General features: G+C 49.1%; 21 protein-coding genes, 13 tRNA genes, 3 rRNA genes and 1 pseudogene. 34 read left to right on the top strand and 4 right to left on the bottom strand.

Features of this window, described 5'->3' with window-relative positions; translation table 11 throughout:
• Nucleotides 1–159 precede the first annotated feature (159 nt).
• Together NSQ19_RS14375 and NSQ19_RS14370 are read right to left on the bottom strand one after the other, a co-directional pair.
• Nucleotides 160–780 (bottom strand): LysE family transporter, encoded by a 621-nt coding sequence (locus NSQ19_RS14375; protein WP_340703078.1) that lies wholly within the window; start codon nt 778–780, stop codon nt 160–162.
• A gap of 405 nt (nt 781–1185) precedes the next feature.
• A pseudogene (locus NSQ19_RS14370) lies at nt 1186–1644 on the bottom strand (IS30 family transposase); the annotation flags it as partial.
• A 398-nt stretch (nt 1645–2042) separates the two neighbouring features.
• Here NSQ19_RS14370 and NSQ19_RS14365 point away from each other — a divergent pair.
• On the top strand, nt 2043–3467 hold the full coding sequence (locus NSQ19_RS14365; RefSeq protein WP_019720981.1) for a DEAD/DEAH box helicase: 1425 nt from the start codon (nt 2043–2045) through the stop codon (nt 3465–3467).
• Between the two features lie 238 nt (nt 3468–3705).
• Here NSQ19_RS14365 and NSQ19_RS14360 read toward each other — a convergent pair whose 3' ends face one another.
• Complete coding sequence (locus NSQ19_RS14360; protein WP_340703077.1) at nt 3706–4305, bottom strand: rhomboid family intramembrane serine protease; 600 nt, start codon at nt 4303–4305, stop codon at nt 3706–3708.
• A gap of 274 nt (nt 4306–4579) precedes the next feature.
• Between NSQ19_RS14360 and acpS the strand changes: the two genes are divergently transcribed.
• From acpS to NSQ19_RS14290, 14 genes are all read left to right on the top strand, one after another.
• A complete protein-coding gene (acpS, locus tag NSQ19_RS14355; protein WP_328196268.1) occupies nt 4580–4930 on the top strand; it encodes a holo-ACP synthase in 351 nt (116 codons plus the stop codon).
• Between the two features lie 140 nt (nt 4931–5070).
• Nucleotides 5071–6087 carry a LolA family protein gene (locus NSQ19_RS14350; RefSeq protein ID WP_340703076.1) on the top strand — a complete coding sequence of 339 codons (1017 nt, stop codon included), beginning with the start codon at nt 5071–5073 and terminating at the stop codon, nt 6085–6087.
• A gap of 209 nt (nt 6088–6296) precedes the next feature.
• Nucleotides 6297–7448, top strand: coding sequence for an alanine racemase (gene alr / locus NSQ19_RS14345; RefSeq protein WP_340703075.1), 1152 nt, complete (start codon nt 6297–6299; stop codon nt 7446–7448).
• A gap of 152 nt (nt 7449–7600) precedes the next feature.
• The gene (locus tag NSQ19_RS14340; protein WP_014096808.1) at nt 7601–7879 is read left to right on the top strand and encodes a CopG family ribbon-helix-helix protein; all 279 of its coding nucleotides are present in this window, start codon (nt 7601–7603) and stop codon (nt 7877–7879) included.
• A 4-nt stretch (nt 7880–7883) separates the two neighbouring features.
• Nucleotides 7884–8234 carry a type II toxin-antitoxin system PemK/MazF family toxin gene (locus tag NSQ19_RS14335; RefSeq protein WP_013860680.1) on the top strand — a complete coding sequence of 117 codons (351 nt, stop codon included), beginning with the start codon at nt 7884–7886 and terminating at the stop codon, nt 8232–8234.
• 566 nt (nt 8235–8800) lie between these two features.
• Nucleotides 8801–9628 (top strand): RsbT co-antagonist protein RsbRA, encoded by an 828-nt coding sequence (locus NSQ19_RS14330; protein ID WP_041819511.1) that lies wholly within the window; start codon nt 8801–8803, stop codon nt 9626–9628.
• A 3-nt stretch (nt 9629–9631) separates the two neighbouring features.
• A complete protein-coding gene (locus NSQ19_RS14325; protein ID WP_017553290.1) occupies nt 9632–9988 on the top strand; it encodes an STAS domain-containing protein in 357 nt (118 codons plus the stop codon).
• Between the two features lie 4 nt (nt 9989–9992).
• Complete coding sequence (locus tag NSQ19_RS14320) at nt 9993–10394, top strand: anti-sigma regulatory factor (RefSeq protein WP_013860676.1); 402 nt, start codon at nt 9993–9995, stop codon at nt 10392–10394.
• 14 nt (nt 10395–10408) lie between these two features.
• A complete protein-coding gene (locus NSQ19_RS14315; RefSeq protein ID WP_328013435.1) occupies nt 10409–11419 on the top strand; it encodes a PP2C family protein-serine/threonine phosphatase in 1011 nt (336 codons plus the stop codon).
• A 68-nt stretch (nt 11420–11487) separates the two neighbouring features.
• A complete protein-coding gene (locus tag NSQ19_RS14310; protein ID WP_013860674.1) occupies nt 11488–11817 on the top strand; it encodes an anti-sigma factor antagonist in 330 nt (109 codons plus the stop codon).
• 3 nt (nt 11818–11820) lie between these two features.
• The gene (rsbW, locus tag NSQ19_RS14305; RefSeq protein ID WP_017553287.1) at nt 11821–12291 is read left to right on the top strand and encodes an anti-sigma B factor RsbW; all 471 of its coding nucleotides are present in this window, start codon (nt 11821–11823) and stop codon (nt 12289–12291) included.
• Nucleotides 12269–13048, top strand: a complete 780-nt coding sequence (gene sigB / locus NSQ19_RS14300; RefSeq protein ID WP_328004997.1) for an RNA polymerase sigma factor SigB — start codon at nt 12269–12271, stop codon at nt 13046–13048. Before rsbW ends, sigB begins: the two co-directional genes overlap by 23 nt.
• 5 nt (nt 13049–13053) lie before the next feature.
• Nucleotides 13054–13647 carry a PP2C family serine/threonine-protein phosphatase gene (locus NSQ19_RS14295; RefSeq protein WP_328004998.1) on the top strand — a complete coding sequence of 198 codons (594 nt, stop codon included), beginning with the start codon at nt 13054–13056 and terminating at the stop codon, nt 13645–13647.
• 299 nt (nt 13648–13946) lie between these two features.
• Nucleotides 13947–16124, top strand: a complete 2178-nt coding sequence (locus tag NSQ19_RS14290) for a Tex family protein (protein ID WP_017553284.1) — start codon at nt 13947–13949, stop codon at nt 16122–16124.
• A 22-nt stretch (nt 16125–16146) separates the two neighbouring features.
• On the opposite strand, the gene cmpA is transcribed toward NSQ19_RS14290, so the two are convergent.
• Nucleotides 16147–16263, bottom strand: a complete 117-nt coding sequence (cmpA, locus tag NSQ19_RS14285; RefSeq protein ID WP_100181618.1) for a cortex morphogenetic protein CmpA — start codon at nt 16261–16263, stop codon at nt 16147–16149.
• 149 nt (nt 16264–16412) lie between these two features.
• Between cmpA and NSQ19_RS14280 the strand changes: the two genes are divergently transcribed.
• The 19 genes from NSQ19_RS14280 (at nt 16413) to tsaB (ending at nt 25112) form a co-directional block, all read left to right on the top strand.
• Nucleotides 16413–16904 (top strand): SprT family protein, encoded by a 492-nt coding sequence (locus NSQ19_RS14280; RefSeq protein WP_017553282.1) that lies wholly within the window; start codon nt 16413–16415, stop codon nt 16902–16904.
• A gap of 111 nt (nt 16905–17015) precedes the next feature.
• Nucleotides 17016–17090 (top strand) — tRNA-Asn (locus NSQ19_RS14275).
• A 4-nt stretch (nt 17091–17094) separates the two neighbouring features.
• Nucleotides 17095–17185: transfer RNA gene (locus NSQ19_RS14270), tRNA-Ser, on the top strand.
• Nucleotides 17186–17206: 21 nt separating this feature from the next.
• A tRNA-Glu gene (locus NSQ19_RS14265) sits at nt 17207–17278 on the top strand.
• A gap of 24 nt (nt 17279–17302) precedes the next feature.
• Nucleotides 17303–17378 (top strand) — tRNA-Asp (locus NSQ19_RS14260).
• Nucleotide 17379: 1 nt separating this feature from the next.
• Nucleotides 17380–17454, top strand: a tRNA-Gln gene (locus tag NSQ19_RS14255).
• 5 nt (nt 17455–17459) lie between these two features.
• A tRNA-Lys gene (locus NSQ19_RS14250) sits at nt 17460–17535 on the top strand.
• A gap of 7 nt (nt 17536–17542) precedes the next feature.
• Nucleotides 17543–17624: transfer RNA gene (locus tag NSQ19_RS14245), tRNA-Leu, on the top strand.
• Between the two features lie 16 nt (nt 17625–17640).
• Nucleotides 17641–17715: transfer RNA gene (locus NSQ19_RS14240), tRNA-Gly, on the top strand.
• 61 nt (nt 17716–17776) lie between these two features.
• A tRNA-Leu gene (locus NSQ19_RS14235) sits at nt 17777–17861 on the top strand.
• Between the two features lie 5 nt (nt 17862–17866).
• A tRNA-Arg gene (locus NSQ19_RS14230) sits at nt 17867–17940 on the top strand.
• A 121-nt stretch (nt 17941–18061) separates the two neighbouring features.
• Nucleotides 18062–18135 (top strand) — tRNA-Pro (locus NSQ19_RS14225).
• A gap of 7 nt (nt 18136–18142) precedes the next feature.
• Nucleotides 18143–18216 (top strand) — tRNA-Gly (locus tag NSQ19_RS14220).
• 120 nt (nt 18217–18336) lie between these two features.
• A 16S ribosomal RNA gene (locus NSQ19_RS14215) occupies nt 18337–19892 on the top strand.
• A gap of 319 nt (nt 19893–20211) precedes the next feature.
• Nucleotides 20212–23143: ribosomal RNA gene (locus NSQ19_RS14210) — 23S ribosomal RNA — on the top strand.
• A gap of 412 nt (nt 23144–23555) precedes the next feature.
• Nucleotides 23556–23671, top strand: a 5S ribosomal RNA gene (gene rrf / locus NSQ19_RS14205).
• Together the 16S, 23S and 5S rRNA genes with 13 tRNA genes alongside form the textbook arrangement of a ribosomal RNA operon.
• Before the next feature lie 16 nt (nt 23672–23687).
• A tRNA-Met gene (locus NSQ19_RS14200) sits at nt 23688–23761 on the top strand.
• A 197-nt stretch (nt 23762–23958) separates the two neighbouring features.
• Complete coding sequence (gene tsaE / locus NSQ19_RS14195; RefSeq protein WP_013860668.1) at nt 23959–24414, top strand: tRNA (adenosine(37)-N6)-threonylcarbamoyltransferase complex ATPase subunit type 1 TsaE; 456 nt, start codon at nt 23959–23961, stop codon at nt 24412–24414.
• The gene (gene tsaB / locus NSQ19_RS14190) at nt 24411–25112 is read left to right on the top strand and encodes a tRNA (adenosine(37)-N6)-threonylcarbamoyltransferase complex dimerization subunit type 1 TsaB (protein ID WP_019720798.1); all 702 of its coding nucleotides are present in this window, start codon (nt 24411–24413) and stop codon (nt 25110–25112) included. The genes tsaE and tsaB overlap by 4 nt, the downstream gene beginning before the upstream one ends.
• Nucleotides 25113–25114 lie beyond the last annotated feature (2 nt).

The following is a 25114-nucleotide window of genomic DNA, read 5'->3' as shown; positions in this document are numbered from 1 at the left end:
TGCCCACTTCAGAAATCGTTCCTTTATTTGAAAAAAGGGTGACTGAATCGGCAAAAAGGGCCGGACGGGAAAAAGCGGGCGGAAAGCAAGGATGGGCTGATTTTTCCGGAAAACCAGCGAAAAGGTACAAGAGTCCGGCGGGCCTTTTGTTTGCTTATGCTACAGGCTCTTGACCGCCTGAATGCCGAAATAAATGCCGAAACCGACAAGAGACAGGCCGGACAGTCTCGAAATGAAAAGAATCAAACGGTTGGTTAACAGTTTTCCGAAGCTGCTTGAGACGGCAGCCATCGAAAAGTCCCACAGCGCCACCCCGATAAAGATGGCCAGGCTGTAGAGGAGAAACTGCTGCGGGCCTACGGATTCAGCCGTTTTTGCAAGCACGGAACCGTAAACGCCGAGCCAGAATAAAATGGTGAGCGGATTGGTCAGAGACATTAGAAAACCGGTCAGGAATGATTTTGACAATTTTTCTTTGTTTCTCATCAAACCGGAAATCGGCTGATTGGCTGCAATCATGCTTTCAATGCCGGTGTATGTAAGGACAAAGCATCCGAAAAACCAAAGGAATGATTTTACAAATCCGATGCTGAGCAAATGGACGACACCGAGATAAACGAGCAGCATATACAAACCGTCTGTTGCCATGGCGCCGATTCCGAGCAGCCATGAGTGGAGAAAGCCATTTTTAATCCCCTTGTCAATTTGAGCGGCATTCACCGGCCCGATCGGCGCAGCAAGCGATAGCCCCAAAAAAATATAACTAATCATGCTTTCCATCATTTTCCCCAGCCTTTCCATAGCGATTAGTATATTTGTATTCAGAAACCATAGCCTGTACAACTTATAAAAGCAAAATGGATGCCATAAATGGAAAAAATGAACCCAAACGATGAAAGTGCATAAACAGAGTCGATGGGTTAAAAGTGCGCCATTATTCTTCCATGGATTGAAGAAATTAAAATCTTAAATTGCAATATTAAATGCAACAAGTATTGAAAGACCAGATAACCCATGATTAAGTAGAATCGGGACACGCTGCGCAACTTGACGTGGAGTGGCGGGCATGGTAGCCTGGTTGGCCCAGCCAGTACCGTATACCTGGCTTCATGGCTGGTAGCCATGCCCGCAGAGGCTCTTTGTCAAGTTGCTAAAAACCAACCCTTTGGGTTAGCTGGCTTAAGGTTAAGAAGCTAAGCCAGCTAACTCTATTTGGAAACACTCCTCAGGTGTACGATAATTGAGGATCTTCCTTGGAAGATGGTTACGCCAATTTTCAACATAGGTAATGGTTTCGTCTGCCACAGAGGAAATGGGTCTCCCCTTTGGTATGAAGCGCCTAATAAGGCCATTATGACGCTCGTTGGTTCCTCGTTCACAGGATGTGTAAGGGTGTGTAAAATAAACCTCTGTTAGATCTTTTTCAACACTAAGGCCGAGGTCAGCAAATTCAGAACCGTTATCAGCCGTAATGGTTTTAAACACTTTAGAGAACCGATTACCGTAAGACACTTTCAACTGAGATATGACTTCTGAAACGGATAGACTATCCTTGGCTGTCACTCTCAAAATTATTTCTTTACGGGTTTTGCGCTCAGTAAGAGTCAATAAGGCCTGATCTTTAGTCTTCTTGCCTATAACCGTATGGCGAACTGATTTTTTAAATCCCAAACAACATGTGGCCAATGCCGATGTCGTACGATTACTTCCACAAGTGAATGTGAAGGCTGAAACGGAATATGGAAAAAGAGCCTTCCCTGTGTTCCGTTTTTTGGAATTTTGTCCTTGCATTCTGGTTTCGACAGGAAGTTTTCAATATAGCGGCGACCATTGGTACCGAAAAATTGAAAGTTCCAAAATGATTGTGAAAAAACCACGGCTCCATATTCGTTGAAATCTTGCCGTATTCATGTTACGATTACCGTACATCGTTTACGCTTTTAGCTGACAATGCTCAAAAGAGTATATTTTTTTGCCGAAAAGGGTAAAACCCTAAGGAAGACATGCGGCCCTGTTGAACGTTTAGAAGGAGATTGAGAAGATTGACGAAGTTTTCAGAATTAAATTTAAGCCCGGCGATTTTAAAAGCTGTGAAAAGAATGGGATTTGAAGAGGCATCGCCGATTCAGGCAGCTACCATTCCGCTCACCATGCAAGGGAAGGATATTATCGGCCAGGCGCAGACAGGTACGGGAAAAACTGCAGCATTTGGCATACCGTTAATTGAAAAGATTGATCATAGAAGCCGTAATATTCAAGGAATCATTATCGCGCCAACACGCGAGCTTGCCATTCAGGTATCTGAAGAATTGTACCGGATCGGCCAGTATTCGCGCGTTCATGTGCTGGCTGTTTATGGCGGTCAGGATATTTCGCGTCAGATCCGTGCGCTGAAGAACCATCCGCAAATTATTGTCGGAACACCGGGACGGATTCTTGACCATATACACCGGGGAACCTTGAAACTCGACCATGTGCATACGCTTGTGCTTGACGAAGCGGATGAAATGTTGAATATGGGCTTTATTGATGACATTGAAGCCATTCTTTCCACCGTGCCGAAAGACCGCCAAACGATGCTGTTCTCGGCAACCATGCCGGATCCGATCCGGAAAATTGCCGAACGCTTCATGAACAACCCGGAACTTGTCCGTGTGAAAGCAAAAGAAATGACCGTTCCGTCTATTGAACAATACTACATTAAAGTCCAGGAACGTGAAAAATTCGATGTATTGTCAAGGCTTTTGGATGTACAGTCTCCGGACCTTGCGATTGTGTTTGGGCGGACGAAGCGGAGAGTCGATGAACTGGCGAATGCCCTGACCTTGCGCGGCTATCTTGCAGAAGGTATTCACGGTGATTTGAGCCAGGCGAAACGCTTATCGGTACTCCGAAAGTTTAAAGACGGGAAAATTGATGTGCTTGTTGCCACCGATGTTGCGGCACGCGGGCTGGATATCTCGGGTGTAACCCATGTTTACAATTACGATATTCCACAGGACCCGGAATCCTATGTGCACCGGATCGGAAGAACGGGCCGTGCCGGACGGGAAGGCATGGCAATGACCTTTGTCACGCCGCGGGAAATGGGCTATCTCAAAACGGTTGAACAGACAACGAAAAAGAGAATGCTCCCGATGCGCCCGCCGACCTGGGATGAAGCGTTTGAAGGGCAGCAGCGCGTCACCATGGAACGGATCGGGGAAACCATCAAAGAAGGCAATATTGATGAATATATGTCGGTAGCGAAAGAGCTGCTTGCAGAATATGACCCGGCCGAGGTCACGGCAGCTGCTTTGAAACTGATGACGAAAGAGCCGGATAAAACACCAGTTCATATTTCAGAAGAACGGCCGCTTCCGCATAAAAAAGACCATAGCAGACGGGGCAAGCCTGCAGGGTCCTACAAAGGGTCTTACAATAAGGGAAGAAAGCCGAGAAGAACAACAAACCGCAAACCATTTTAACCAAACGAAGGCGGGGCCAAAAAAATAGAGCATCATCAGCTTTACGAGCGGGCCGGTTTGTATCCGGCTGCGACTCTTTACAAGTAAAAATGCCGGTATGGCAAAAGTGCCGGCGCCCCATTAAAAAAGCAACGGCAGCTCCCGTTGCTTTTTTTAAAGCGGAAGAAGCCGCTTTTGCCCGCAAAAGCATTCCCCCCGAGCGGCACGCCGCAACGGGTCCGAAAAGACGGGCTGTTTTTTAAGTGGGAGAAGCCGCCTTTCTTTGCAAAAGCATGCCTCCAAGCAGCATGCCGGCAACGAGTCCGGAAAGATGGGCTGTATGATTGGCGCCAGGCTGCATCATAGCCGTTACAACGGAAATGACCGCAATCGACAAAATGGTTTGCCGGCTTGTTTTTGGCACACCTTCCCCGACCCAGACAAGGGCGACATATGCGCCGATCAGGCCAAACAGGGCGCCGCTCGCACCGGCATGGGAATAGGTAAGCGGAAGCAGAAAAAAAGAAGCGAGATTGGCGCAGCATCCGCAGCCCAAATATAACAGGATAAACTTCCATTTTCCGGCCAGCCGTTCGAGACAGGGGCCGAGCAGGAGAAGGGAGAAAGAATTCAGCAGCAGATGGCGGAAATCAATATGGACAAAAACGGGAGAGACAAGCCGCCATATTTCCCCTTGGGCAATATAGAGGTTCACACCGGCCAGCGCTTCATAAAAGGTCTGTGTTGGAAAAAACGGAAGCCGCATGGCCGCAAACAGGAGGCACTGGGCCAGGAAAATGGCAAATACAACGGGATAGGAACCGATAAAAGCGGAAAAACGGATCGGGCGGATCAGCATTGCAAATACTCCTTTCAATGGAAAAGCTCTATTTATACATATGCCGGAAATGACGAATTAGACGTCCGGTTTGCTTCTAACCGCAACCGCCAGCAGGATGGAAAAAGGGATAGCCCAAATCCGGCTCGTATTTTCAAAAAGGGCCGAACCGCCATCATGGATACCAGCAGAACGATTTACCGGCGCATATTTTCACGGAAGGCAGAGGCACCGGCAGCAGCGTAAAAATCGGAAATTTTGTGGTTTATACCCAGGGAAAACAGAAGGTGAGCACATGATTAAAGGCATTGGCATTGATATTGTCGAGCTTGAAAGGATAAAAAAGCTCTATGAACGGCAGCCGCGGTTTCCGGGGCGGATTTTAACGAAAGTGGAGCAGCAACAGTTCGGCAAATTGGCAGAAAAAAGGAAAATTGAATTCCTTGCCGGCAGATTTGCGGCGAAAGAAGCATATTCCAAAGCTTTTGGAACGGGAATCGGGGGTGCGTTATCTTTTCAGGAAATTGAAATCGCAAAAGATAAGAACGGCCGCCCGTATTTTTCAAAGCCGGCAGGGCCCCGCGCCCATTTGTCGATCACGCACAGCCGTGAATATGCATTCGCCCAAGTGATGCTGGAAGACTGAAGCTATAACGTTTTTTCAATTCCCCATCATACAGGCCCGGGTTGTCTCATATATTCAAAGTAAGAGAGGAGAGACAAGGCACGGGCTTTTGATGAAGCCTTTCTCTTCATAAGATTTGAGACAATAAAGGGGTTGAAAGGATGAAGAGAAAGTACTGGGTTTTGTTTGCGGCTCTGTTTGTTATTTTTCTGCTTTCCGCCTGCGGAGCGAAAAAACCGCAGGATGTGGCCGGAAAATTAAATGAAAAAGTGGAGAAGATGGACGGCTACAAGCTGAATGCGAAAATGACGCTTGAAACGGGCAATGAACCGCGGACATACAATATTGAAGTTTGGCACAACCGGCCGGGATATTACCGTGTCAACCTGAAAAATGCGGGCGAGGGGCAAAGCCAGATGATTTTGCGCAATAAAGAAGGCGTGTTTGTGGTCACGCCCGCCCTCAACAAAAGCTACAAATTTCAAAGCGACTGGCCGAACAACACAAGCCAGGCGTACCTTTATGAATCGCTTGTGAAAGACATATTGAAAGATAAAGAGGCAAAGATGACGGTGAAAAAGAACCGGTATGTGTTTGAGACGAAGACACGCTATCAAAACCATAAAATGCTGCCGTACCAGCAAATTACTTTTGACAAAAGGACGCTTGCACCAGTCAGTGTGAAAGTGATGGACACGGACCGCAATACGCTTGTCAGTGTGCTTTTTACAAAAGTGGATTTTAATGCAAAATTCGACAGCAACGCGTTTGACACGAAAAAAAATATGACAGGAGCGAAACTCGAAGTGCCGGTGGATGGAAAAGTCGGCAACAAAGAGTTTTCGGTAAAATATCCAACGGCAAAAATCGGGGGAACGACGCTGCTCGATGAACAGGAAGTTGCCGTTGCAAACGGTAAGCGCGTTATTTTGACCTATACGGGCGATAAAACGTATACGCTGATTGAGGAAAAGGCAGAGGTACTTCCAGCTGCTTCCACAGAACCGATTCCTGCAAACGGGGAAATGGCGGATCTCGGGTTTGCGTTCGGGATCAAGACAGGTGACTCCCTGTCCTGGACGGTGAACGGTGTCGAATACACGCTTGCCTCCAAATCGCTATCGGCTGCGGAAATGATGGAAGTCGCCCAGTCTGTCGGAAGAGAACCGGAAAAATAAAATGCGGATAACGGGAGAAACCCTTTCGCAAGCACAAAAAGCACAAGCCCGCAGCCATTCTCTGCGGGTTTTTTTCTTGAAGGGGTTTAGCACGTCTCTTCCGGCAACCTGCTCCAAACCGGTTTGATAAGACTTCTTTTTAAAAACCATTGACAACACTGGCTACGCGTTCGATAATCAGGATATGGAATGATAAAGGAAGTGTAATCATGGCTTTTTACCGGGATACATGGGTGGAAGTCGATTTGGATGCCATTTCGGAGAATGTCGGAAATATGCGCCGCCTGTTGCCGGAGCATACGCAAATCATTGCGGTTGTAAAAGCTAACGCTTACGGGCACGGCGCGGAATATGTGGCGAAAACCGCGCTTGCATCCGGAGCTTCAGCGCTTGCGGTTGCATTTTTGGACGAGGCGCTCGCGTTACGAAAAAAAGGGATTACCGCTCCGATACTTGTTTTGGGGGCAGCCCGTCCGGAAGATGCCGGAATCGCTGCTGAAGAAAACATCTCCCTGACTGTTTTTCAAAAAGACTGGCTCGAGGAAGCGGGCCGGTATTTAACCGGGCGGAAACTATCCGTCCATCTTAAATGTGATACCGGAATGGGCCGGATTGGCGTAAGAACCGTACAGGAATTAAAAGAAGTGGAAAAAATCGTGAACCAACAATCTTGTTTCTTTTTTGAAGGGATTTTTACCCACTTTGCGACAGCGGATGAAATCGATATGACTTTGTATGAAAAGCAATACAGCCGGTTTCAGGATATGGTTTTAAACCTTGAAACCCGCCCGCCGTATGTGCACTGCGCAAACAGCGCCGCCGCTTTGAGATTTGACCAGTCTCCGTTTAATGCTGTCCGTTTCGGCATTGCGATGTACGGGCTCTCCCCTTCGCCCGAAATCAAGCCGGTTTTGCCGTTTCCGTTAAAAGAGGCGTTCTCCCTTCATACGAAGGTGACGCATGTGAAACAAATCCATGCCGGGGACACGGTGAGTTATGGTGCCACTTATCAGGCTTCCGGCGATGAATGGATCGCCACGCTGCCGATTGGATATGCAGATGGCTGGATTCGCAGGCTTTCAGGTCAGGAAGTGATCATCGGCGGGGAAAGAGCGCCTATTGTCGGCAGGATTTGCATGGATCAGTGTATGGTAAGGATCCCCCGTCCGGTTGCTGTCGGGACAAAAGCAACGCTGATTGGAAAACAGGGGGATTTGTCCGTTCCTGTTGATGAAATTGCCAAAAAGCTCGATACCATCAACTATGAGGTGACCTGTTCCATTTCAAGCCGGGTCCCGCGCGTTTTCCGGAAAAACGGGAACGATGCCGCGGGCGTGTCGAATCCGGTCCTTGAAGGGTGAAAAATGTTTTGGCGAATTTTGAATAATGGCATGATTTTTTTGCCGATAATAGACAGGAATGGTGATTTGGCCTTTGCATATAGTGTATTTGATGGTATGATGAAAAGGGAATGGAAAGCAGAAACGGTGTCTAGTGCGTGGAGGTGTAGCAGGTGTCTGAACCTATTTCAACAGAAATTTTAGTCCGCTTGCCGCAGCAGCTGTTGACGGAATTGGACGGATTTGCTGAAACTGAAAATATGAATCGCAATGAGTTAATTTACCGTGCCACAAAAATGTATTTAAAAGAACGGAAAAAACGCCAAATCCGCGAAACGATGAGGCGTGGCTACATGGAAATGGCAAAAATTAATTTGGCGATTGCCTCCGAAGCGATCCAGGCTGAATACGAAGCAGAACATACAGTTGAAAGCCTAGTAAGCGGGGGGTAATCCTTTGATTGTTAAGCGTGGAGACGTGTACTTCGCCGATCTATCTCCGGTGGTCGGCTCCGAGCAGGGAGGCGTACGTCCTGTCCTCATTTTACAAAACGACATTGGAAACCGTTTTAGCCCCACTGTCATTGTTGCCGCTATAACAGCGCAAATCCAGAAAGCAAAATTGCCCACGCATGTGGAAATCGATGCAAAGCGTTACGGTTTGGAAAGGGATTCTGTGATATTGCTTGAACAAATACGCACAATCGATAAACAACGCTTAACGGATAAGATTACGCATCTTGATGAAGAAGTCATGGAGAAAATTGACGACGCCCTGCAAATCAGCCTGGGACTGGTCGAATTTTAGAAACGCTCTTTTTAAAGGGCGTTTTTTCATGCTACTGGCTCATTGCCGGCTAATAAGGAGCAGCTTATACTTTTTCGGATTTTTTCAAGCTTCAGGCCGGGTGTTGCAGTTTTTTCATCGAGAATTTTACCCTCTTGGAATTTCACGCCTTTCGTCCGGCCTGAAATTCAAACGTAAAAAATCACATATTTTTTCACGCGTCGGGACTGAAATAATGAAACCTGCTTTCAAAAAATACAGGAAAAGGGGTTTAAATCTGTCTTATAGCGGGTATATGATAACGCTATAAGACGAACGAAAGAAATTTTCCGGAAAAATGCCTTTTGCCCGATTTCTGTGCCATTTACATAAAAAATATTTTCCGGTTGCTGGCAAAAACAGATATAATAACATATAAATCAAATAGATTTCCCTGTTTTTTTCAACAAACCGGTTTAGAAAATCCGCCGGGGCTAAAGGCAGCAGCTCATTTGTCTTTTTGCAAGCCTTCCGGAAAAGCCCGGCATGTCTGCCGCCGGCTGCCAAAGACGGGCGCTTCAAACTGTTCGGAGGAAAGAGGGTTGACCATGCAATCATATTTAGCGGAATTTATACCGGAACATAAAGATGAAATACTGGACAAATGGATGAAAAGCATGAAGGAAAAAGGTGGTGCCCCATTTCATTTCGATGAAGGTGTGGTGTTTGAAAAAACAAGCCGGGATTTTGTCGAAGTGATTCTTGCGCGGCTGACGAAAAGCAATCACGAATATGAGAAACAGCTCGGCGAGTTTTCCGAAAGAATCGTGACGCTGGGCTGGCCGCTCACTTTTGCAACGACCGGCATTCAAATTCTCGGGGATATTGTTTACAACCTGATGATGAACCACAACCCGGATGCGGTGTTTGAAAAGTACCGGGAATTCTGGGAAATCTTTCGGGAATGGACCAATGCCGTCCAAAATGAATTTGTCAATGCCTACACCACCATTTGGGAAAAGACCATTTCGCTTCAGCAAAGTGCGTTAAAGGAATTGTCCGCCCCCTTGATTCCGGTGTTTGACAAAATTGCCGTCCTTCCATTAGTCGGCATCATTGACTCGGAAAGGGCAAGACAGATTATGGAAAACCTGCTGTACGGCATTGTGAAAAACAAGTCGGAGGTGGTGCTGATCGACATTACGGGCGTGCCGGTTGTCGATACGGTTGTTGCCCATCATCTCATTCAGGCGGCAAATGCTGTCCGGCTTGTCGGCTCCCGCTGCATGCTTGTTGGCATCCGCGCTGAAATTGCACATACGTTAACAAATTTGGGGATCAAATTAAACCATATTACAACAACGAGTACACTGCAAAGAGGAATTGAACAGGCTCTTGAAATGACAGGGAGGAAAATTGTGGAATGGGAGGGTTGATTGATGCGCATACCCATTTTAAAGCTGGGAAACTGCCTGCTGGTCTCGATCCAATGGGAGCTTGATGACCAGACAGCTTTGGAGTTTCAGGAAGATTTGCTTCAAAAAATATACGAAACGAATGCAAGCGGTGTTGTCATCGACATCACCTCTATTGATTTTATTGACTCATTCATCGCAAAAGTGCTGGGCGATGTGGTCAATATGTCCAAAATGCTGGGCGCAAAAGTGGTCATCACCGGAATCCAGCCTGCAGTCGCCATTACCCTGATCGAGTTGGGGATTACGATGGAGGGCGTCATGACGGCACTGGATTTGGAAAGCGGCCTTGAGAAATTAAAACAGGAATTGGGGGACTAGCTGTATGGATAACCATTCCTGTGTAAAAATTTTGAATGAGTGGGATATTGTGGCCGCCCGCCAGCTTGGGAGAAACATTGCAAGAGAGCTCCATTTCGGTGCTGTCGACCAGGCAAGAATCACAACGGCCATCAGCGAACTCGCCCGCAATATTTTTATATACGCAGGACAAGGGGAAATCCGGATTGAGAAAGTTCTGCAAAACGGGAAAAAGGGGCTGAAAGTGATCGCTACAGATAAAGGGCCGGGGATTGAAAACATCCGGAAAGTGATGGAAGACGGCTACTCCACATCCGGAGGGCTTGGGGCAGGCCTGCCGGGCGTAAGGCGCCTGATGGATGAATTTGATATCGTTTCGGCGCCGAATGAGGGAACAACCGTTACCGCAATCAAATGGATACGATGATAGGAGGGAAAAAGATGGATTTCCGCGATGCCATGGAGCAGGAGTATAAAGAAATTCTTAGCCATTTTCTACAGCATCCGGATGAACAGGCGCTGTACCAGTGCGAGAAGTTCAGCCGCAAACTGATTGAAAACCGGATCTCTCCTGAAGACATGATTATGTGCCATCGCTCTGTTTTGCAGCAAATCGAACCCGGGCTTTCCAAAACGGTGCAGCAGTCCTTTGATGTCCTGCTGGAAGTCATGCTTGCCTACGGGCTCGTTTACAGGGAACAGCAAAGCCTCCGGACAAAACAAAAAGAACTGAAGAGTGAAATCGAGATTGCTGCGGGCATGCAGCAAACCCTGCTTAAGGCGGATGTCCCGGAGCAGGACGGCATCGATATTGGCGTGATCAGCATGCCGGCCAAACAAATGAGCGGCGATTATTATCATTTTATTGAAGATGAGAACCGCTGCATCGGCATCGCGATCGCGGATGTGATCGGGAAAGGGATCCCGGCGGCGCTCTGCATGTCGATGATCAAATATGCGATGGACAGTTTGCAGGAATACAGCCACCAGCCCCATATTATTTTGGAAAATCTGAACCGCGTCGTTGAACAGAATGTCGACCCGAGTATGTTTATTACGATGTTTTACGGTATGTATGACCCGGTAGTACATAAGTTCTCCTACGCATCCGCCGGGCACGAGCCCGGTTTTTTCTATCATGCGGAAACGGATGAATTTGAGGATTTAATCGCAAAAGGGCTCCTTTTAGGCATAGAAAAAAAATCGAAGTACCATGAATATATAAAAGATGTGCAGCTTGGCGATATGACTGTGCTGTTGTCAGACGGCGTAACGGAATGCCGAACAAAGGAAGGATTTGTCAGCCGGGAAATGATTACCAGCTTGATCCGGAAAAATATCCGCAAGAGCGCACAGGAAATCGTGGAAAATGTGTACAGGGAGCTGGAAAGATGGCAGGAATTTGAACTGCGGGATGATTTTACCTTGCTGATTTTAAAAAGAACTGCCTAAAAGGAGGTTTGTCATCAGCCCGGAAAGGGTAGAAGCACTTAGTGATGAATGTTAAAGAGGTGAAAGAATTGGACTTTGAAGTAGATGTAAAGGAAAAACAGAATGCCTTAAACGTAACCATTTCGGGGGAAATTGACGCATTTACAGCTCCAAAATTAAGAGAAGCATTTGAACCATATGAAGGAAAAGCAGGTTTGGAAGTTTTAATAGATTTAACCAATGTTTCTTACATGGACAGCACCGGGCTGGGCGTACTGGTCGGTTTGTTCAAAAGCTTGCGGGCAAACGGCGGGATGCTCACGTTGACGGGGCTTTCCGACCGTTTGAAACGGCTGTTTGATATTACAGGCCTTTCCGACATCATGAAGATTAATACCGAAATAGAAGGTGGAGTGTGAGACATGGAGGAGTTTGATCATATCAGTATGAAAATCCCTGCCAAAGCGGAATATGTCGGAGTCATCCGCCTCACCATTTCCGGTATTGCAAGCCGCATGGGGTTTGATTACGAACTCATCGAGGATTTGAAGATCGCCGCGAGCGAAGCCATTACCAATGCTGTCCAGCATGCCTATAAGGACAAGGAGGACGGGGAAGTCACCATCGATTTCAGCCTCTATCCGGACCGCCTTGAAGTAATGGTTTCCGATAAAGGAGACAGTTTTGATCTGGAAAAAGTAAGGGAACTCGCAGGGCCTTACACGGAAGATGTGCAGATCGAATTTATGAGAGAAGGAGGATTGGGCCTTTATCTCATTGAAAGTTTAATGGATGAAGTCCGCATACATTATGATGGCGGAATAACAGTCATGATGACCAAGTACCTTCAAGGGGAGCAGGTGGAGACCAATGTCAAAACTGCCTCAACCTGATCAGATTGATGTCAATCAATTGATACAATCTTATCAGCAAAACGGCGACAAAGAGGCGCAGGAAATACTTGTCGCGCACTATCAGAAACTTGTGGAGTCGCTTGCCCGCAAATATTCGAAAGGAAGGGCCTACCAGGAGGACATTTTCCAGGTGGGGATTATCGGCCTGCTCGGCGCCATTCAGCGCTTTGACCCGAATATTGGAAAAAGCTTTGTATCCTTTGCGATTCCGACCATCATCGGAGAAATTAAGCGGTTTTTGAGAGACAAAACATGGAGTGTCCACGTCCCCCGAAGGATTAAAGAACTCGGCCCGCGGATTAAATCCACTGTTGAAAAACTGACGAACGAACTGCAACGCTCGCCAAAAATCGCTGAAATTGCTGCACATCTTGAGATTTCGGAAGAAGAAGTGCTGGAAGCAATGGAAATGAGCAAAAGCTACCACGCACTTTCCGTTGACCATTCAATTGAGTCGGATTCAGACGGCAGTACCGTGACCCTGCTGGATATGGTCGGCAGTGAAGATGACGGATATGAAAAAGTCAACCAGCGGCTTGTGCTGGAAAAAGTGTTGCACGTACTGAGCGAGAGGGAACGCCAGGTCATCCACTACACGTATATTAAAAATTTAAGCCAGAAGGACACAGGCGAGAGATTGGGGATTTCGCAAATGCACGTCTCGCGCCTGCAACGCCGTGCGATCAAAAAACTGCGGGACGCCATAGAAGGTGAACTGCAACATGTGGAGAATTAGCCATTATGAATTATCTTAGTTCAAAGCAAGTGGAAGTATACGGATTTCAGACAACAAAGGCCGGCCGGGACTTGTGCGGAGACGCCTATTTTATGAAGGAGACGGATGACTATTTCCTCTGTGTGCTGGCAGACGGGCTGGGGAGCGGGGAATATGCCTATTACTCTTCCCAGGCTGTTGCAAAAGTTGTGAAAGAACAATCGGATGACGATGTTGACACGCTGATGGATGCGTGCAATCGCGCTTTGTACCGGAAACGGGGCGCAGCGGTTGCCATTTTCAAAGCCTGTTTTAAATCGCGCAAATTTGTTTACAGCTGTGTCGGCAACATCCGCTTTTTTATGGTGGCACCGGGAGGCAAACTGACTTACCCGATTCCGATTACCGGGTACTTGTCCGGCAGGCCGCAGCAATTCAAAACCGAGATTTTTGATTATGAACCGGGTTCCAGGTTTATCATCCATTCAGACGGCGTGAAAGAGCGGAATGTCCAATCCTATTTGAAGAAATGTGAATCCATCGAACGGATTGCCGACCAGTTAAAAGAACAACAGACCATGGATGACGATGCTACATTTATTATTGGGAGCTTGCAGTAAAGGCAAGCTTTTTTATTTTGCGTTTTTTTCAACCCGGAAAGCATGGTAAAATAACAGAAAAGCCTTCTCCTATTACAAATGTCACCACTGGTTACATTTTACTCTGGGGTGGTGAGGGCCTATCTGTATTTCAAAATTACGGTTGTGGGAAGAAACGATGATGGCATAAAGCAATTGTGTGTACAGCTGTTTCACTGGCTCAACTAAGACCTGTTTTCAGGAGCGAATCATTCGGAAATCTGGATAATCTGTATTATTATATAGCTTTATGTAGATTTTCGGAACCAGTAATCAGAAGTGTGGTGTTCAATTTGGAAGAAAAACAGGAAAGGCTGATCAGCCGGCTGGGAAAAGAATTACAGTTCCCGGAAAAGAGCATCCGGAATGTCATCGGTTTGCTGGAAGACGGCAATACCGTTCCTTTTATTGCCCGTTACCGGAAAGAAATGACCGGTGCGCTTGATGAAGTGCAGATCCGGGACATTATGGAGCGGTGGAACTATTTGCAAAATCTTGAGCAGCGGAAAGAGGAAGTCATCCGCCTGATCGATGAGCAGGGGAAATTAACAGAAGAGCTAAAAGGGAAAATTTTACAGGCAGAAAAGCTTCAGCTGGTGGAAGACCTTTACCGCCCGTATAAGCAAAAACGCCGGACAAGGGCCACGATTGCAAAGGAAAAAGGGCTGGAACCGCTGGCCAGCTGGATGCTTTCGTTTCCGGTTGAAGGCGATCTGGATGCTGAACTGGCATCGTATGTATCAGCGGAAAAGCAGGTGGCATCTGCCGAAGAAGCATTGCAGGGCGCAAAAGATATTATCGCCGAAATGGTTTCGGATGAGCCAAAATACCGCGGCTGGATCCGCGGCCAAACGTTTAAAACAGGTGTGATGGCAAGCACTGTCAAAGATGCGGAAAAAGATGAGAAAAAGGTTTACGAAATGTATTACGCCTACGAAGAACCGGTCCGCAAAATCGTTCCACACCGCGTGCTTGCCCTTAACCGCGGCGAAAAAGAAAACATTCTGCGCGTATCCGTTGAGGCGGACACCGAGCGGATTTTGGCGTATTTGAACCGGCAAGTGATCCGGAATGAAGCCTCCATTACAGCTCGAATCGTCAAGGAAGCGGTGGAAGACGGCTACAAACGGCTGATTGAGCCCGCCATTGAAAGGGAAATCCGCAACGAACTGTCCGAAAAAGCGGAAGACCGGGCGATCCATATTTTTGCCGAAAATTTAAGGAACCTGCTTCTCCAGCCGCCTTTAAAAGGAAAAACGGTGCTCGGGGTTGACCCTGCGTACCGGACCGGCTGCAAACTCGCAGTCGTGGATGAAACGGGCAAAGTGCTGAAAATCGGCGTGATTTACCCGCATCCGCCAAAACCGAAAACAGAAGAAGCCAAAGCGATTGTAAAAAGCATCATCCGGGATTTTAAGGTGGAGGTCATCGCGATCGGAAACGGCACAGCCTCACAGGAAACGGAGCAATGGATTGCCGGTATTTTAAAAGAAATAGAAGAAGATGTTTCCTATGTGATCGTCAATGAAGCGGGGGCAAGCGTCTACTCCGCGTCCGACCTTGCACGCAAAGAATTTCCCGATTTGCATGTCGAAGAACGGAGCGCTGTCTCCATCGCCCGCAGGCTCCAGGATCCGCTGGCAGAGCTTGTGAAAATCGATCCGAAATCGGTCGGTGTCGGGCAGTACCAGCATGACGTTTCGCAAAAGAAACTGAATGAATCGCTCACTTTCGTCGTTGAAACGGCCGTCAACCAGGTCGGGGTCGATGTCAATACCGCATCCCCGTCTCTTTTGCAATATGTGTCCGGGCTCAGCAGCACTGTAGCGGGCAATATTGTAAAATTCCGCGACGAGAACGGCAAATTCAAAAACCGGGCCGAACTGAAAAAGATTCCCCGCCTCGGCGCAAAAACATACGAACAAAGTATTGGCTTTCTCCGCATACCGGACGGGGAAGAACCGCTTGACAAAACACCGATCCACCCGGAAAGTTATGATGCGGCAAGAGCTTTGCTGAATGAACTGGGCATGACGACAGCGGATATCGGGACAGAAAAGCTGATCCAATCGCTTGAAGCGCTGTCTGTCCCGGAAATGGCGAAGACACTCGGCATCGGCGAACTGACCTTGCAAGATATTTTTGAAGCCTTGAAAAAACCGGGCCGCGACCCGCGCGACGAACTGCCGAAACCGCTTTTGAAAAAGGATATTATGAAACTGGAAGATCTGAAACCGGGGATGGAGATGCAAGGAACCGTCCGGAATGTCGTCGATTTCGGGGCGTTTGTCGATGTCGGCGTGAAAGAAGACGGGCTTGTCCATATTTCGAAATTAAGTAAAGGTTTTGTTAAACATCCGCTTGATATCGTCTCGGTCGGCGATATTGTCACCGTGTGGGTGGAGAAAGTGGACGTCCAAAAAGGAAGATTATCGCTCACCATGCTTCCGAACGCTTAAAAGCGAAAAGAAGATGCGCCGGTCATGCGCGCATCTTCTTTTCATTGTAAAAAAACCAGCATTCATTTAGCAGTTTAATTTCACTGCGCCTTTTCTCGCAAAAAGCTCTCCGTATTTGGTTTTGAAACCATACCGGCACACAAACGCCCCCTTGTTCCTGAATGCTGAAACAAAACCAATCCCCCGCACTTTTTACTAAAGTATATGCTATAATAACTTGTCATGTGAAAAGAAAAGCGCGGGTGCCCGCGGCATCTATTTTCATTATGAGTAAGGGGGCTTACGGCCATGGATAACAAGGAACTGCAAGGCCTTGTGGAAAAAATATCGATGGAGTATTTTCACAAACCTTTCCGGCATGCAGCCTCATTTAATCCCCGGCTGCGGACCACCGGGGGAAGATATTTGTTAAAAAGCCACAATATCGAAATCAATAAAAAATATTTAGAAGAACTCGGGGAAAAAGAACTGATCGGCATTATCAAACATGAACTTTGCCATTACCATCTTCATCTGGAAGGGAAAGGATACCGGCACCGGGATGCGGATTTCAAACAATTGTTAAAGGAAACGGACGCGCCCCGCTATTGTACCGTCCTGCCGAGTAAAGCAGCTTCCCGCCCGTCCCGCCGCCCGTCCCCGCGTTACGAATATGTCTGCAGGGAATGCGGCATCCTATACAGAAGGCAAAGAAAGGTCAACACCAACCGGTACGTTTGCGGAAGATGCGGCGGCAAACTGGTGCTGCACAAAATGTATGCTGAACCGGGCCGGAAATAATGGGCATGGAGCATCTTCGAAACAAGCTTTAAAAATAAATTTCAAAACAGGGTTGACACCTTCGTGTCCCGTCATTATAATGTTAAGAGTCGACAAGATGTTGCTTGTTATTCCGCAGTAGCTCAGTGGTAGAGCAATCGGCTGTTAACCGATCGGTCGTAGGTTCGAATCCTACCTGCGGAGCCATTTTGGGGAAGTACTCAAGTGGCTGAAGAGGCGCCCCTGCTAAGGGCGTAGGTCGCGTAAGCGGCGCGAGGGTTCAAATCCCTCCTTCTCCGCCATACATACAAAGCAGTAATCGCGGCCCGTTGGTCAAGCGGTTAAGACACCGCCCTTTCACGGCGGTAACACGGGTTCGAATCCCGTACGGGTCATTTAAAACTTATCATATCATCAGTGGTTCCGTAGTGTAGCGGTTATCACGCCTGCCTGTCACGCAGGAGATCGCGGGTTCGATTCCCGTCGGAACCGCCATTGGGCCATAGCCAAGCGGTAAGGCAACGGACTTTGACTCCGTCATGCGCTGGTTCGAATCCAGCTGGCCCAGCCATTTTTGAGCCATTAGCTCAGTTGGTAGAGCATCTGACTTTTAATCAGAGGGTCGCAGGTTCGAATCCTGCATGGCTCACCATTTATCCGCGGGTGTGGCGGAATTGGCAGACGCACCAGACTTAGGATCTGGCGCCGCACGGCGTGGGGGTTCGACTCCCTTCACCCGCACTGTTTAGTATGATATGCGGAAGTAGTTCAGTGGTAGAACATCACCTTGCCAAGGTGGGGGTCGCGGGTTCGAATCCCGTCTTCCGCTCCATAAAAAATGATTGACATCCACAAAACCCTTTGATATAATGTAAAGGTGTCAAGTTAATAACGCGGTCGTGGCGGAATGGCAGACGCGCTAGGTTGAGGGCCTAGTGGGAGTTAAATCCCGTGGAGGTTCAAGTCCTCTCGGCCGCATTTACGCGCCCATAGCTCAATTGGATAGAGCGTTTGACTACGGATCAAAAGGTTAGGGGTTCGACTCCTCTTGGGCGCGCTATTTTTCATGCGAAAAAAGATCGGTTTCCATCTGCATAAAAAGCTTAAAAGCTTATCGAGCAGTTGAAAACTTTATAAAAACAGGCATTGGTTTTATAGTTTTTTGGGCCAGGGAAAAGCGGGAAATAGCTCAGCTTGGTAGAGCACATGGTTTGGGACCATGGGGTCGCAGGTTCGAATCCTGTTTTCCCGATTTGCATGCGGGTGTAGTTTAGTGGTAAAACCACAGCCTTCCAAGCTGTTGTCGTGGGTTCGATTCCCATCACCCGCTCCAAATTTTATGTTGACAGTGACTTGTTATCATGCTATACTTAATAAGTTGCTGCTTGAAATTGTTCCTTGAAAACTGGACCAAACGAAACGTCAAATTCTTTTTGAGCTTTTATCAAACATCTTTACTGAGAGTTTGATCCTGGCTCAGGACGAACGCTGGCGGCGTGCCTAATACATGCAAGTCGTGCGGGCCTTGTTGAAAGCTTGCTTTTAACAAGGCTAGCGGCGGACGGGTGAGTAACACGTGGGCAACCTGCCTGTAAGACCGGGATAACGCCGGGAAACCGGGGCTAATACCGGATAGTTTTTTCCTCCGCATGGAGGAAAAAGGAAAGGCGGCTTCGGCTGCCACTTACAGATGGGCCCGCGGCGCATTAGCTAGTTGGCGGGGTAACGGCCCACCAAGGCAACGATGCGTAGCCGACCTGAGAGGGTGATCGGCCACATTGGGACTGAGACACGGCCCAAACTCCTACGGGAGGCAGCAGTAGGGAATCTTCCGCAATGGACGAAAGTCTGACGGAGCAACGCCGCGTGAGTGAAGAAGGCCTTCGGGTCGTAAAACTCTGTTGCCGGGGAAGAACAAGTGCCGTTCGAACAGGGCGGCGCCTTGACGGTACCCGGCCAGAAAGCCACGGCTAACTACGTGCCAGCAGCCGCGGTAATACGTAGGTGGCAAGCGTTGTCCGGAATTATTGGGCGTAAAGCGCGCGCAGGCGGCTTCTTAAGTCTGATGTGAAATCTTGCGGCTCAACCGCAAGCGGTCATTGGAAACTGGGAGGCTTGAGTGCAGAAGAGGAGAGTGGAATTCCACGTGTAGCGGTGAAATGCGTAGAGATGTGGAGGAACACCAGTGGCGAAGGCGGCTCTCTGGTCTGTAACTGACGCTGAGGCGCGAAAGCGTGGGGAGCAAACAGGATTAGATACCCTGGTAGTCCACGCCGTAAACGATGAGTGCTAAGTGTTAGAGGGTTTCCGCCCTTTAGTGCTGCAGCTAACGCATTAAGCACTCCGCCTGGGGAGTACGGCCGCAAGGCTGAAACTCAAAGGAATTGACGGGGGCCCGCACAAGCGGTGGAGCATGTGGTTTAATTCGAAGCAACGCGAAGAACCTTACCAGGTCTTGACATCCTCTGACCTCCCTGGAGACAGGGCCTTCCCCTTCGGGGGACAGAGTGACAGGTGGTGCATGGTTGTCGTCAGCTCGTGTCGTGAGATGTTGGGTTAAGTCCCGCAACGAGCGCAACCCTTGACCTTAGTTGCCAGCATTGAGTTGGGCACTCTAAGGTGACTGCCGGTGACAAACCGGAGGAAGGTGGGGATGACGTCAAATCATCATGCCCCTTATGACCTGGGCTACACACGTGCTACAATGGATGGTACAAAGGGCTGCGAGACCGCGAGGTTAAGCCAATCCCAGAAAACCATTCCCAGTTCGGATTGCAGGCTGCAACCCGCCTGCATGAAGCCGGAATCGCTAGTAATCGCGGATCAGCATGCCGCGGTGAATACGTTCCCGGGCCTTGTACACACCGCCCGTCACACCACGAGAGTTTGTAACACCCGAAGTCGGTGAGGTAACCTTTACGGAGCCAGCCGCCGAAGGTGGGACAGATGATTGGGGTGAAGTCGTAACAAGGTAGCCGTATCGGAAGGTGCGGCTGGATCACCTCCTTTCTAAGGGGAAAAGCGTAGGGCGCTCGTTCATCGGCGTACGGATTTCGAAGTCTTCGACTGAGATAAAGGAAACACGATGAGCCTTAAAGGCGAATCGATGCCCGCTTATCGTAGGGAGAAGACGTAGAAATACGCTAGCCGATAGCGCCCGGAGCTAGACATAAAAGGAAAACCTTCGGTTTTCCGAAATTAAGTTTGGCGTTTCCGTTTTGTTCAGTTTTGAAGGTCCAATCCTTCAGTATGTGTTCTTTGAAAACCGGATAGGAGAAATAAACCAAGTAAACCGAGAATCGCTTATTTTTGGATTTAAACCTTTTATGGTTAAGTTAGAAAGGGCGCACGGCGGATGCCTTGGCACTAGGAGCCGATGAAGGACGGTACAAACACCGATATGCTCCGGGGAGCTGTACGTAAGCTTTGATCCGGAGATTTCCGAATGGGGAAACCCCCTGTCTTTAATCGGACAGGATTCCTGCCTGAATCCATAGGGCAGGAAGGGCACACCCGGGGAACTGAAACATCTCAGTACCCGGAGGAAGAGAAAGCAATTGCGATTTCCCAAGTAGCGGCGAGCGAACAGGAAACAGCCCAAACCGGAAGGCTTGCCTTCCGGGGTTGTAGGACACTCATATGGGAGTTACAAAAGAACGGGGTAAGTGAAGCGGCCTGGAAAGGCCTGCCGGAGAAGGTAAAAGCCCTGTAACTGAAACTTCGTTCTCTCCCGAGTGGATCCTGAGTACGGCGGGACACGAGGAATCCCGCCGGAATCCGGGAGGACCATCTCCCAAGGCTAAATACTCCCTAGTGACCGATAGTGAACCAGTACCGTGAGGGAAAGGTGAAAAGCACCCCGGGAGGGGAGTGAAAGAGATCCTGAAACCGTGTGCCTACAAGTAGTCAGAGCCCGTTAACGGGTGATGGCGTGCCTTTTGTAGAATGAACCGGCGAGTTACGGTCTCATGCAAGGTTAAGCTGAAGAAGCGGAGCCGCAGCGAAAGCGAGTCTGAACAGGGCGAAAGAGTATGAGGCCGCAGACCCGAAACCAGGTGATCTACCCATGTCCAGGGTGAAGGCAAGGTAACACTTGCTGGAGGCCCGAACCCACGCACGTTGAAAAGTGCGGGGATGAGGTGTGGGTAGCGGAGAAATTCCAATCGAACTTGGAGATAGCTGGTTCTCTCCGAAATAGCTTTAGGGCTAGCCTCAAGCGGAGAGTTTTGGAGGTAGAGCACTGTTTGGACGAGGGGCCCTCATCGGGTTACCGAATTCAGACAAACTCCGAATGCCAAAAACTTATGCTTGGGAGTCAGACTGTGAGTGATAAGATCCATGGTCGAAAGGGAAACAGCCCAGACCGCCAGCTAAGGTCCCAAAGTATACGTTAAGTGGAAAAGGATGTGGCGTTGCTTAGACAACCAGGATGTTGGCTTAGAAGCAGCCATCATTCAAAGAGTGCGTAATAGCTCACTGGTCGAGTGACGCTGCGCCGAAAATGTACCGGGGCTAAACGTATCACCGAAGCTGCGGATGGACACCGTTTGGTGTCCGTGGTAGGAGAGCGTTCTAAGGGCGTTGAAGCCGGACCGGAAGGACCGGTGGAGCGCTTAGAAGTGAGAATGCCGGTATGAGTAGCGAAAGAAGGGTGAGAATCCCTTCCACCGAATGCCTAAGGTTTCCTGAGGAAGGCTCGTCCGCTCAGGGTTAGTCGGGGCCTAAGCCGAGGCCGAAAGGCGTAGGCGATGGACAACAGGTTGATATTCCTGTACCGCCTCTTCACCGTTTGAACGATGGGGGGACGCAGGAGGATAGGGCAAGCGCGACACTGGTTGATCGCGTCCAAGCAGTTAGGCCGGTGCGGAGGCAAATCCTTCGCGCCAAGGCGGAGCTGTGATGGCGAGGGAAATTAAAGTACCGAAGTTCCTGATTCCACACTGCCAAGAAAAGCCTCTAGTGAGGTGAAAGGCGCCCGTACCGCAAACCGACACAGGTAGGCGAGGAGAGAATCCTAAGGTGAGCGAGAGAACTCTCGTTAAGGAACTCGGCAAAATGACCCCGTAACTTCGGGAGAAGGGGTGCTTTTTGGGGTGTATGCCCCGGGAAGCCGCAGTGAATAGGCCCAGGCGACTGTTTAGCAAAAACACAGGTCTCTGCGAAGCCGCAAGGCGAAGTATAGGGGCTGACACCTGCCCGGTGCTGGAAGGTTAAGGAGAGGGGTTAGCCGCAAGGCGAAGCTCTGAACTGAAGCCCCAGTAAACGGCGGCCGTAACTATAACGGTCCTAAGGTAGCGAAATTCCTTGTCAGGTAAGTTCTGACCCGCACGAAAGGTGTAACGATCTGGGCACTGTCTCAACGAGAGACTCGGTGAAATTATAGTACCTGTGAAGATGCAGGTTACCCGCGACAGGACGGAAAGACCCCATGGAGCTTTACTGCAGCCTGATATTGAATTTTGGTACAGCTTGTACAGGATAGGTAGGAGCCTTGGAAACCGGAGCGCCAGCTTCGGCGGAGGCATCGGTGGGATACTACCCTGGCTGTATTGAAATTCTAACCCGCACCCCTTACCGGGGTGGGAGACAGTGTCAGGCAGGCAGTTTGACTGGGGCGGTCGCCTCCTAAAAGGTAACGGAGGCGCCCAAAGGTTCCCTCAGAATGGTTGGAAATCATTCGCAGAGTGTAAAGGCATAAGGGAGCTTGACTGCGAGACTTACAAGTCGGGCAGGGACGAAAGTCGGGCTTAGTGATCCGGTGGTTCCGCATGGAAGGGCCATCGCTCAACGGATAAAAGCTACCCTGGGGATAACAGGCTGATCTCCCCCAAGAGTCCACATCGACGGGGAGGTTTGGCACCTCGATGTCGGCTCATCGCATCCTGGGGCTGTAGTCGGTCCCAAGGGTTGGGCTGTTCGCCCATTAAAGCGGTACGCGAGCTGGGTTCAGAACGTCGTGAGACAGTTCGGTCCCTATCCGTCGCGGGCGCAGGAAATTTGAGAGGAGCTGTCCTTAGTACGAGAGGACCGGGATGGACGCACCGCTGGTGTACCAGTTGTCTTGCCAAAGGCATCGCTGGGTAGCTATGTGCGGAAGGGATAAGTGCTGAAAGCATCTAAGCATGAAGCCCCCCTCAAGATGAGATTTCCCACAGTTTAACTGGTAAGATCCCTGAAAGATGATCAGGTTGATAGGTCCGGGGTGGAAGCGCGGTGACGCGTGCAGCTGACGGATACTAATCGATCGAGGACTTAACCAAATAGAAAAGCGAAGGTGCCTTGTTTAGCCCCGACAAGCGAATGTTCTGACCGGCATGGAGCCGTCTTTTGGCTCCGTGACGGGCAGGTGATTCGACCTCGAGGGGCTAGGCACCGGAGCTAGACAATAGAAAAGCGGAAGCGCCTTGGTCATCGGCGTATGAACTTCAAGGCCCCCGCCTGAGATAAAGGAAACACGACGAGCCCTAAAGGCGAGTCGATGCCCGCTTATCGTAGGAAAGGGGGACGGGAAGTTCACTAGCCGATAGGCGCTGGAGCTGGACAATTCTCAAAGTTAGAAGCAGAAACGCATTCTCCGTTTACAGTTTTTTCTCCCATCCGGTTTTCAGGGAATACAATTATTTCTCTTGATAAATAACAGCAACTGTGTTATACTATTTCTTGTCATTAAGGTCCGGTGGCGATGGCGGAAAGGTCACACCCGAACACATCCCGAACTCGGAAGTTAAGCTTTCCAGCGCCGATGGTAGTTGGGGGTCTCCCCCTGCGAGAGTAGGACGCTGCCGGGCCTGAATATATTATTATCGCGGGGTGGAGCAGTCTGGTAGCTCGTCGGGCTCATAACCCGAAGGTCGCAGGTTCAAATCCTGCCCCCGCAATCGATCCAGAACAAGCAGCGGTTTGCCTGCTTGTTCTTTATATTTTTTTATCGTGTTTTTGCGTAATTGCCCAAAATCGGTTAAACTAGAATTGGATTGAAGCATCCTTAGGAACATTCCTAAGGTTTTTTTTATAAGGGGTGCCGTACTTGGGATTGACGGCAATTTGCGATAAAGTTGTAGAGGAGAGGCGGCAAATGGGAAATTATCGTTTCATTTCCAACAGCCCTGAAGAGACTTTTTCTTTCGCGGAAAAAATGGCTGCCCATCTGAAACCGGGGGATGTCCTTCTGCTGGAGGGTGACCTGGGGGCAGGAAAAACGGTTTTTACAAAAGGGATTGCGAACGGGCTGGGCATTCGCCGTACCGTGAACAGCCCGACTTTTACCATTATAAAGGAGTACCGGGGGAAACTGCCGCTGTATCATATGGACGTATACCGTTTGGAGGATGCACAGGAGGACCTTGGTTTTGACGAATATTTTGAAGGTGATGGCGTGACGGTTGTGGAGTGGGCACATTTTATCAAAGATTTGCTGCCTGAGAGCTATTTGGAAATCCGCATTTTCCGCTTTGAAGGAGACCGCAGGCTTATTGAAGCGGAACCGTTTGGGGTCCGTTATGTATCATTATGTGAGGAGATTTTTGGATGAAAGTTTTGGCAATCGATACTTCAAATGAAGTGCTGGGCGTTTCATTGGCCGATGATCATGTTGTGCTGGCCGAATATATGACAAACTTGAAAAAAAATCACAGTGTCCGCGTGATGCCGGCTGTGCAGGAGGTCATGGTGGCGTGCGGGATAAAGCCGGCTGAGCTGGATAAGATTGTGGTGGCAAAGGGGCCCGGATCTTACACCGGCATACGGATTGGCGTCACGATCGCAAAGACGATGGCCTGGAGCCTTCAAATTCCATTGGCGGGGGTTTCCAGCCTGAAGTTGTTGGCGGCGTCCGGCCGTTATTTTGACGGGTATATTTCCCCGCTTTTTGATGCGCGCAGAGGGCGGATTTATACCGGTTTGTACCGCTATGAAAACGGGATTTTGCAAACGGCAGTGGAAGATTGCAATATATCATCCGCTGAATGGGGCACCCGGTTAAGTGCGCTGGGGGCGCCTGTGTTATTGATCGGCCAGCATGTTGCCCTTCATCAAGCCGTTCTTGCGGAAAAACTGGGAGACAAAATGACGGTAGCGGATTGGACCCTGCATAACCCGAGGCCGGGCGAACTGGCCAGGCTCGGGATGGATGAACCGGGCGCGGAGATACACACTTTCGTTCCAAATTACATACGGTTAGTAGAGGCAGAAGCCAAATGGCTTGAAAAGCATAAACGGGAGAGTCATTAAAA

Origin of the sequence: Weizmannia sp. FSL W8-1119 (genome assembly GCF_038008605.1) — a bacterium.
Taxonomy (GTDB): Bacteria; Bacillota; Bacilli; order Bacillales; family Bacillaceae_C; genus Weizmannia; species Weizmannia coagulans.
The sequence above is the reverse complement of the archived record's forward strand: the minus strand, read 5'-3'. Positions and strand labels throughout refer to the sequence as shown.

Coding starts and splice junctions, on each gene's coding strand:
- tsaB (WP_019720798.1), top strand. CDS start 24,411: ATGAAAGTTTTGGCAATCGATACTTCAAATGAAGTGCTGGGCGTTTCA.
- NSQ19_RS14325 (WP_017553290.1), top strand. CDS start 9,632: ATGCGCATACCCATTTTAAAGCTGGGAAACTGCCTGCTGGTCTCGATC.
- NSQ19_RS14295 (WP_328004998.1), top strand. CDS start 13,054: ATGAATTATCTTAGTTCAAAGCAAGTGGAAGTATACGGATTTCAGACA.
- NSQ19_RS14375 (WP_340703078.1), bottom strand. CDS start 780: ATGGAAAGCATGATTAGTTATATTTTTTTGGGGCTATCGCTTGCTGCG.
- NSQ19_RS14315 (WP_328013435.1), top strand. CDS start 10,409: ATGGATTTCCGCGATGCCATGGAGCAGGAGTATAAAGAAATTCTTAGC.
- NSQ19_RS14360 (WP_340703077.1), bottom strand. CDS start 4,305: ATGCTGATCCGCCCGATCCGTTTTTCCGCTTTTATCGGTTCCTATCCC.
- alr (WP_340703075.1), top strand. CDS start 6,297: ATGGCTTTTTACCGGGATACATGGGTGGAAGTCGATTTGGATGCCATT.
- NSQ19_RS14280 (WP_017553282.1), top strand. CDS start 16,413: ATGGATAACAAGGAACTGCAAGGCCTTGTGGAAAAAATATCGATGGAG.
- NSQ19_RS14320 (WP_013860676.1), top strand. CDS start 9,993: ATGGATAACCATTCCTGTGTAAAAATTTTGAATGAGTGGGATATTGTG.
- acpS (WP_328196268.1), top strand. CDS start 4,580: ATGATTAAAGGCATTGGCATTGATATTGTCGAGCTTGAAAGGATAAAA.
- sigB (WP_328004997.1), top strand. CDS start 12,269: ATGTCAAAACTGCCTCAACCTGATCAGATTGATGTCAATCAATTGATA.
- rsbW (WP_017553287.1), top strand. CDS start 11,821: ATGGAGGAGTTTGATCATATCAGTATGAAAATCCCTGCCAAAGCGGAA.
- tsaE (WP_013860668.1), top strand. CDS start 23,959: ATGGGAAATTATCGTTTCATTTCCAACAGCCCTGAAGAGACTTTTTCT.
- NSQ19_RS14330 (WP_041819511.1), top strand. CDS start 8,801: ATGCAATCATATTTAGCGGAATTTATACCGGAACATAAAGATGAAATA.
- NSQ19_RS14350 (WP_340703076.1), top strand. CDS start 5,071: ATGAAGAGAAAGTACTGGGTTTTGTTTGCGGCTCTGTTTGTTATTTTT.